The 6,676-nt window shown below is 64.6% G+C and carries 7 protein-coding genes and 1 pseudogene; 5 read left to right on the top strand and 3 right to left on the bottom strand.

What is annotated here, in order from left to right:
- Positions 1-80: 80 nt before the first annotated feature.
- The 4 genes from tcuA to GSQ95_RS23595 all read left to right on the top strand — a co-directional run bounded on the left by tcuA (position 81) and on the right by GSQ95_RS23595 (position 4,829).
- A complete protein-coding gene (tcuA, locus tag GSQ95_RS23610; protein ID WP_158896838.1) occupies positions 81-1,535 on the top strand; it encodes an FAD-dependent tricarballylate dehydrogenase TcuA in 1,455 nt (484 codons plus the stop codon).
- On the top strand, positions 1,522-2,697 hold the full coding sequence (gene tcuB / locus GSQ95_RS23605; RefSeq protein WP_158896837.1) for a tricarballylate utilization 4Fe-4S protein TcuB: 1,176 nt from the start codon (positions 1,522-1,524) through the stop codon (positions 2,695-2,697). The genes tcuA and tcuB overlap by 14 nt, the downstream gene beginning before the upstream one ends.
- Before the next feature lie 39 nt (positions 2,698-2,736).
- Positions 2,737-4,044 (top strand): MFS transporter, encoded by a 1,308-nt coding sequence (locus GSQ95_RS23600; protein WP_158896836.1) that lies wholly within the window; start codon positions 2,737-2,739, stop codon positions 4,042-4,044.
- 344 nt (positions 4,045-4,388) lie between these two features.
- On the top strand, positions 4,389-4,829 hold the full coding sequence (locus tag GSQ95_RS23595; protein ID WP_158896835.1) for a D-glutamate cyclase family protein: 441 nt from the start codon (positions 4,389-4,391) through the stop codon (positions 4,827-4,829).
- A gap of 192 nt (positions 4,830-5,021) precedes the next feature.
- On the opposite strand, the gene GSQ95_RS23590 is transcribed toward GSQ95_RS23595, so the two are convergent.
- Together GSQ95_RS23590 and vapB are read right to left on the bottom strand one after the other, a co-directional pair.
- A complete protein-coding gene (locus GSQ95_RS23590; protein WP_158896840.1) occupies positions 5,022-5,432 on the bottom strand; it encodes a type II toxin-antitoxin system VapC family toxin in 411 nt (136 codons plus the stop codon).
- Positions 5,429-5,659, bottom strand: coding sequence for a type II toxin-antitoxin system VapB family antitoxin (gene vapB, locus GSQ95_RS23585; protein ID WP_158896834.1), 231 nt, complete (start codon positions 5,657-5,659; stop codon positions 5,429-5,431). Before vapB ends, GSQ95_RS23590 begins: the two co-directional genes overlap by 4 nt.
- 333 nt (positions 5,660-5,992) lie before the next feature.
- Here vapB and GSQ95_RS23580 point away from each other — a divergent pair, with 333 nt between their 5' ends.
- Positions 5,993-6,184: a hypothetical protein gene (locus GSQ95_RS23580; protein WP_158896833.1), complete on the top strand. Its 192-nt coding sequence runs from the start codon at positions 5,993-5,995 to the stop codon at positions 6,182-6,184.
- Between the two features lie 387 nt (positions 6,185-6,571).
- Here the strand turns inward: GSQ95_RS23580 and GSQ95_RS23575 are convergent.
- A pseudogene (locus GSQ95_RS23575) lies at positions 6,572-6,676 on the bottom strand (ABC transporter permease); the annotation flags it as partial.

Here is a 6,676-nt window from a genome sequence, read left to right as displayed (position 1 = left end):
GGCCCCTGTCGGCCACCTCCCCCTCTTGGCTAAGGTCCGTGGCAAACAAGGCCGCTGTGGCCAGCCAATGAGGATTCACGATGATCGACGTCCTGGTGGTCGGGGGTGGCAACGCCGCTCTTTGCGCCGCGCTGATGGCCCGGGAAGCCGGAGCCAGCGTCCTGCTCCTGGAAGGCTCGCCACGCGCTTGGCGCGGTGGCAATTCCCAGCACACCCGTAACCTGCGTTGCATGCACGACGCGCCCCAGGATGTGCTCGTGGAAGCCTACCCCGAAGAGGAATACTGGCAGGACCTGCTTAAGGTCACCGGAGGCCTCACCAACGAAGCTCTGGCGCGCCTGGTGATCCGCGCCTCCGCCACCTGTCGCGACTGGATGCGCCGGCACGGCGTGCACTTCCAGCCACCGCTCTCCGGTGCCCTGCACGTCTCCCGCACCAATGCCTTCTTCATGGGCGGGGGCAAGGCGCTGGTGAATGCTTACTACCGCAGCGCCGCCCGGCTCGGGATAGGCATCCGCTACGACGCCTCGGTGTCCCACATCGAACTGCAGGACGGCCGTTTCGTAGCCGCCCATCTGGGCGCGCGCGAGGTGGACGGCATCGCCCTGCCAGCCGAGCGCATCGAGGCACGGACCTGCGTGCTGGCCGCCGGCGGCTTCGAATCCAATCGCGACTGGCTGCGCGAGGCCTGGGGGCAGAACGCCAGTGGCGAATGGCCGGCGGACAACTTCCTGATCCGGGGCACCCGCTACAACCAGGGGGTGCTGCTCAAGCAGTTGCTGGCCGAGGGCGCCGACGCCATCGGCGACCCCACCCAGGCGCACATGGTCGCCATCGATGCCCGGGCGCCTCTCTACGACGGAGGCATCTGCACCCGCATCGACTGCGTATCCCTGGGCGTGGTGGTCAACCGTGAGGGCGAGCGCTTCTATGACGAGGGCGAGGACTTCTGGCCCAAGCGCTATGCCATTTGGGGTCGGCTGGTGGCCGGGCAACCCGGGCAGGTCGCCTACTCCATCATCGATCGCAAGGCCATCGGTCGCTTCATGCCGCCAGTCTTTCCCGGCACCCTGGCCGGCAGTCTGGAAGAACTCGCCAGCAAACTCGAGCTGCCGGTCGCGGCCTTTCTTGCCACTGTTTCCGCCTACAACGCCGCCTGCCAGCCCGGTCACTTCGATCACACCACGCTGGACGACTGCCACACTCAGCGCATCAGCCCAGGCAAGAGCCATTGGGCACTCCCCCTGGATACGCCGCCCTACTACGCCTATGCCCTGCGCCCAGGGGTGACCTTCACCTACCTGGGACTCAAGACCGACGCCAGCGCCGCGGTGCATTTCGCCGGCCAGCCCAGCCCCAATCTGTTCGTCGCCGGCGAGATGATGGCGGGCAACGTGCTGGGCAAGGGCTACACCGCCGGCGTGGGCATGAGTATAGGTACCGCCTTCGGCCGCATCGCCGGCGCGCGCGCTGCCGCCGCCGCCGGCCATCCCTCTACCTTCGTCGAACGGGGCTACGACCATGCAGCCGCTTGATACCCACCCACTTGAGGACCAGGCTCCGCAACTCATCGACCTCCTCACCCTCGAAGAAAGCGAGGTCGATCGGCAGCTGCACATCTGCAATGCCTGCCGCTATTGCGAAGGCTTCTGCGCGGTGTTTCCGGCCATGACCCGGCGCCTGGAATTCGCCCGTGCGGACGTCCATTACCTGGCCAACCTCTGCCATAACTGCGGCGCCTGTCTGCACGCCTGCCAATATGCGCCGCCCCACGAATTCGCCGTGAACATCCCCAAGGCCATGGCCAAGGTGCGCGGCCAGACCTACGCCCACTACGCCTGGCCGGCGGCCTTCGGTCGGCTCTACCAGCGTAACGGCCTGACCCTGGCCAGTGCCACGGCCGGCGGGCTGGCGCTGTTCCTGCTGCTCGCCCTAGCGGTCCGCGGCACCCTGTTCCCCGGTCCGCTGGCGGGCAATTTCTATGCGATCTTTCCCCACAACCTGCTGGCCCTGATGTTCGGTGGCGTCTTCGCCCTGGTGGTCCTGGCCCTGGCGATCGGCGTCGGCCGCTTCTGGCGCGGCGTAAGTCCGCCTACGGCGCCACGAGATCCTGTGTCGCCGCTGGCCGCCGGTGTGGAGACGGTGGATGCGGTGCTGCGCCTGAGATACCTCGACGGCGGCCATGGCGAGGGCTGCAACAACGAAAGCGACAGGTTCACGCTGTGGCGCCGGCGCTTTCACCACCTGACCTTCTACGGCTTTCTGCTGTGCTTCGCTGCCACCTCGGTGGCCACCCTCTATCACTACCTGCTGGCTTGGGAGGCGCCCTATCCGCTGTTCAGCGCGCCGGTGTTGCTTGGCACCGCCGGCGGTCTCGGCCTGGTGATAGGCCCGTTCGGTCTGCTGTGGCTCAGCCTGCGGCGCGATCCGCAACAGGGCGACGTGGCGCAGCGCCCCATGGATCGGGCCTTCATCCTGCTCCTGCTGCTGGTCAGCCTCAGCGGCCTGGCCCTGTTGGCCGGGCGCGACAGTGGCGCCATGGCCGCCCTGTTGGCCATTCACCTGGGCGCCGTTATGGCGTTCTTCCTCACCATGCCCTACGGCAAGTTCGCCCACGGCATCTTTCGCAGCGCGGCGCTGCTCAAGCACGCCATTGAGAAACGCCAGCCCGATCATCTGCGCCTTGGCGCCGACTAATCCGCTTGCCCCCACTACAACAACAATGATGGAGCACCGATGAAAGCCTCAGATATCCCCCGCCAGCCCTCGAAGGTCGGCGCCATCCTGCGCGTCACCAGCGGCAACTTCCTAGAGCAATTCGACTTCTTCCTGTTCGGCTTCTATGCCACGTATATCGCCCGAGTATTCTTTCCCTCCGATAGCGAATTCGCCTCGCTGATGATGACCTTCGCCGTGTTCGGTTCGGGTTTCCTGATGCGACCGCTGGGTGCCATCGTCCTGGGCGCCTACATCGACCAGGTGGGTCGGCGCCGCGGGCTGATCGTCACCCTGGCGATCATGGCCAGCGGCACCGTCCTCATCGCACTGGTCCCCGGCTATGCCCAGATTGGCCTCTCGGCGCCGGCCCTGGTGCTGCTCGGCAGACTGCTGCAGGGTTTCTCGGCCGGCGCCGAACTCGGTGGCGTCTCGGTGTACCTTTCGGAGATCGCCACACCCGGGCGACGCGGCTTCTATACCAGTTGGCAATCGGCCAGCCAGCAGGTGGCCATCGTAGTCGCCGCGGGGCTGGGTTATGTCCTCAATGCCAGTCTGAGCGCCCAGCAGCTCACCGATTGGGGCTGGCGCCTGCCCTTCGTGGTCGGCTGCCTGATCGTTCCCTTCATCTTTTTCATCCGCCGCTCGCTGGCGGAAACCGAGGATTTCAAGAAACGCCGGCATCATCCCAGCGTCCGTGAGGTGTTTCGCTCGATGCGGCAGAACTGGGTGCTGGTCGTGGCCGGTGGTCTGCTGGCCTCCATGACCACCACCACCTTCTACCTCATCACCGTCTACACCCCGACCTTCGGTCGCACCGTGCTGCACCTGAGCGCCAGTGACAGCCTGATCGTCACCCTGTTCGTCGGGGTCTCCAACTTCATCTGGCTGCCCATCGGCGGCAGCGTTTCCGATCGCATCGGTCGTCGGCCGCTGCTGCTGGGCATCGCGAGCCTGGCCCTGCTCACCGCCTATCCGGCCATGGCCTGGCTGGCCGCCGCGCCCAGCTTCGAGCGGATGCTGGCGGTGCTGCTGTATTTCTCGATGTTCTTCGGCTGCTACAACGGCGCCATGGTGGCGGCCCTGACCGAGGTCATGCCGGCCGAGGTGCGCGTCGCCGGCTTCTCGCTGTCCTTTAGCCTGGCCACGGCACTGTTCGGCGGCTTCACCCCGGCAGTCTCGACCTTTCTGGTCAATGCGACAGGCGATAAGGCCTCGCCGGCCTTCTGGCTGATGTTCGCCGCGCTATGCGGGCTGGGGGCGACCCTAGTCCTGTATCGGCGCCGCCAGCCCCTGGGCGGGTTGCGAGAGGCGCCTGCCGCCCCCTGAGCCAGGTCTTCACGCCAGACCCTTCGAGCTCGATTGCAGGGATCTGGCGCGCGCTTGCGTTTTGAGTACCGGCCCGCTGGTCGCGCGCCGGGGGTGCACGATGACTACCAGCAGGCCAACTTGGTAATCGTGCTGCAGGCCCAAGCCTATGCCCTGCTGTTATTCTGTCTGCGAATCTCAAGGCCTGTCCGATTCTTGCCGTGGGGACTGCCGGCAATCCTCGGATGCCCTTGCCCAGGGCGGCCATTGACATCCGGACCATGCTACCGCGGTATCGCGTTTGGCAGCATGGCCACCTGGTGGCGGAGCCCACGGACATTGAAGCCTATTGGCGGGAGGATTCCATGCTCATCCTGCTGGGCTGCAGCCACACCTTCGACGCGCCGTTGCGCCACGCAGGTATTGAGGTCAGCAGCGCGGCACCGCCGGTCTACAGCACCACGGTACCCAACACGCCGGCCGGCGCTCTGGGCGGGACTTTGGTGGTGAGCATGCGACCGGTACCCCGGGTGCTGCTCAGTCAAGCAGTGCTGGTGACCGCGCGCTATCCCAGCGGCCATGGCGCGCCAGTTCAAATCGGCGATCCTGAGGCGATAGGCATCACCGATCTGCAGGCGCCGGACTTTGGCGTGGTGCCGCCTATGGGCCCAGACGACGTGCCGGTGTGCTGGGCGTGCGGGGTGACGCCACAGCAGGTCCTGCCTCAGCTGCGAAGCGCCTATTGCATCTCCCACTATCCTGGGCACATGTTGGTGCTGGACCAGCGTCCGGAGGCGTCCAGATAGGTTTGACGCTGCAAAGCGCTATGCTGGCGCTCTGGGTGCGTTACAGGTACTTATCGTTGTGCTGTGTGACGGTGACGATCTCCGCCAGGCTGGGGAGATGTCTTCGGCAACTGGGATCTGTCCCTTAGTTGCGATGGCAATCTGGCAGTTCAAGTGATGACAAATATCGCCAGTTGTATTACGTCACACCTATCAAACCCAGTCTTCGTACACGAGGCCGGGGACCCGGCTGAACTCACGCACATTGTTGGTCACTAGGGTGCAGCCGATAGCGATTGCATGCCCCGCAATGGCTGTGTCGTTCGGCCCGATCGGTGTACCCGCCGCATTGAGCTGGCGCATGATTTCAACCGTCGCATCGACCGTGCGCAGGTCCCAGGCGATCAACGCGTCCAGTCGCCGAACGAACTCGTCCACCAGAATCTTGTGTTTGGGTGAGGCCTTCTTGCCGATCTGGCCGTAACGCATTTCCGCGTAGGTGATGGCCGAAATCACGATGCGGTTACCGCGTTGGACCTCAGCAGCAAGGCGTCTGATTACAGCATCTGGATGCTCCCGCATGATGAACGAGCAAATGCAGGTATCGAGCATGTAGGTGGTTATAGAGTGAACCTGCCCTCATCACTGGCCACTGCGGTGCGCTCCCGCAGGAAGTCAGCGTTAGCCTTAGGCAATTCCGCCAGAGACGTCCAGGACGGGCGAACAGGCCGCAGGGTGATGACGTCACCCTCCTTCGAGATTTCGAGCTCGCCGATGCCGTCAAAAGCCATATCCTTGGGCAGCCGGACTGCTTGATTCCTGCCATTCATGAAAATCGATACGGTACGCATGATCTGCTTCTTTGGCCTATGCCTGACATAGGCAAATGTAGCGCGCTGTTCAGGCATGTACAAGGCATATGCCTTCGAATGGTGAGCCCGCGTACTTAGCACAGGGGCAGTATCAACTCCCCCTCAGCGCTATTTCCAAGCGCAGGTGAACTGGATCATGGCCGACTTCCGCCTGTGCGCCGCACTGATTATGCTGTTCCGGGGCGGGCTATCGGATCGACTTGGCCGGCGGCGGGTGCGGACCCTGGGCTTCATTGCCGATGTCGTACTGGTGATCCCGATGATGCTCTCACGGCCCAGGGCAACATCTGACTCGCGGCGCTGGCGATGCTAGTGGCCGCGCTACCGACGCCCATCGTGCAGTTGGTGGGCTACCCCACCTATGCCGAGCAGCTCCCCACCCGGGTGCGCTACACCGGCATGGCCATCGCCGGAGTCCTCGATGACTACCAGCAGGCGAACCTGGTGATCGTACCGCAGGCCCAGGCCTATGCCCTGCTGTTGTTCTGTAACGTGCCAACTTGACGTACAACGCAGCGCGAGAAATTCTTAGGCGGGCCGCAGTCTGCTCGCGCCAGGACTTCAGCCGACACGCGGGCCAGCCGCGGGCGCACCGACAAGCTGAAGCTGCTCGCCGCATGCTGGAAGGCCTGGGCATGGGCATGGCCCATGAAGCCGGTGCCGATCAGACCGATGCCGATGTCTCGCATGTTTTTCTCCGTGAGGGTGGTAGAAAGACCCGGCAGGCGAAGCCTTAGCCTGCCGGGTAAAAGGATGGGTGAGCGGTGGAAGGGCGCTCTCACCCCAACCCTCTCCCGGGGAGAGGGGGAAAGGCAGTTGGGTGCGGGCTTGTCCCTCACCCCGGCCCTCTCCCAGAGGGCGAGGGGGAAAAGCGGCGGGTACCTGTGCGCCTCAGCGCTTTGCCTTGCGCTTGTTGCGGTACTGGTCGATGACCACGGCGATCACGATGATCAGGCCCTTGATGATGTCCTGGACGTAGGCGTCCACCCCGAGGAA

The organism is Pseudomonas sp. BAV 4579 (assembly GCF_009765395.1).
Lineage (GTDB): Bacteria > Pseudomonadota > Gammaproteobacteria > Pseudomonadales > Pseudomonadaceae > Chryseomonas > Chryseomonas aestiva.
The sequence above is the reverse complement of the archived record's forward strand: the minus strand, read 5'-3'. Positions and strand labels throughout refer to the sequence as shown.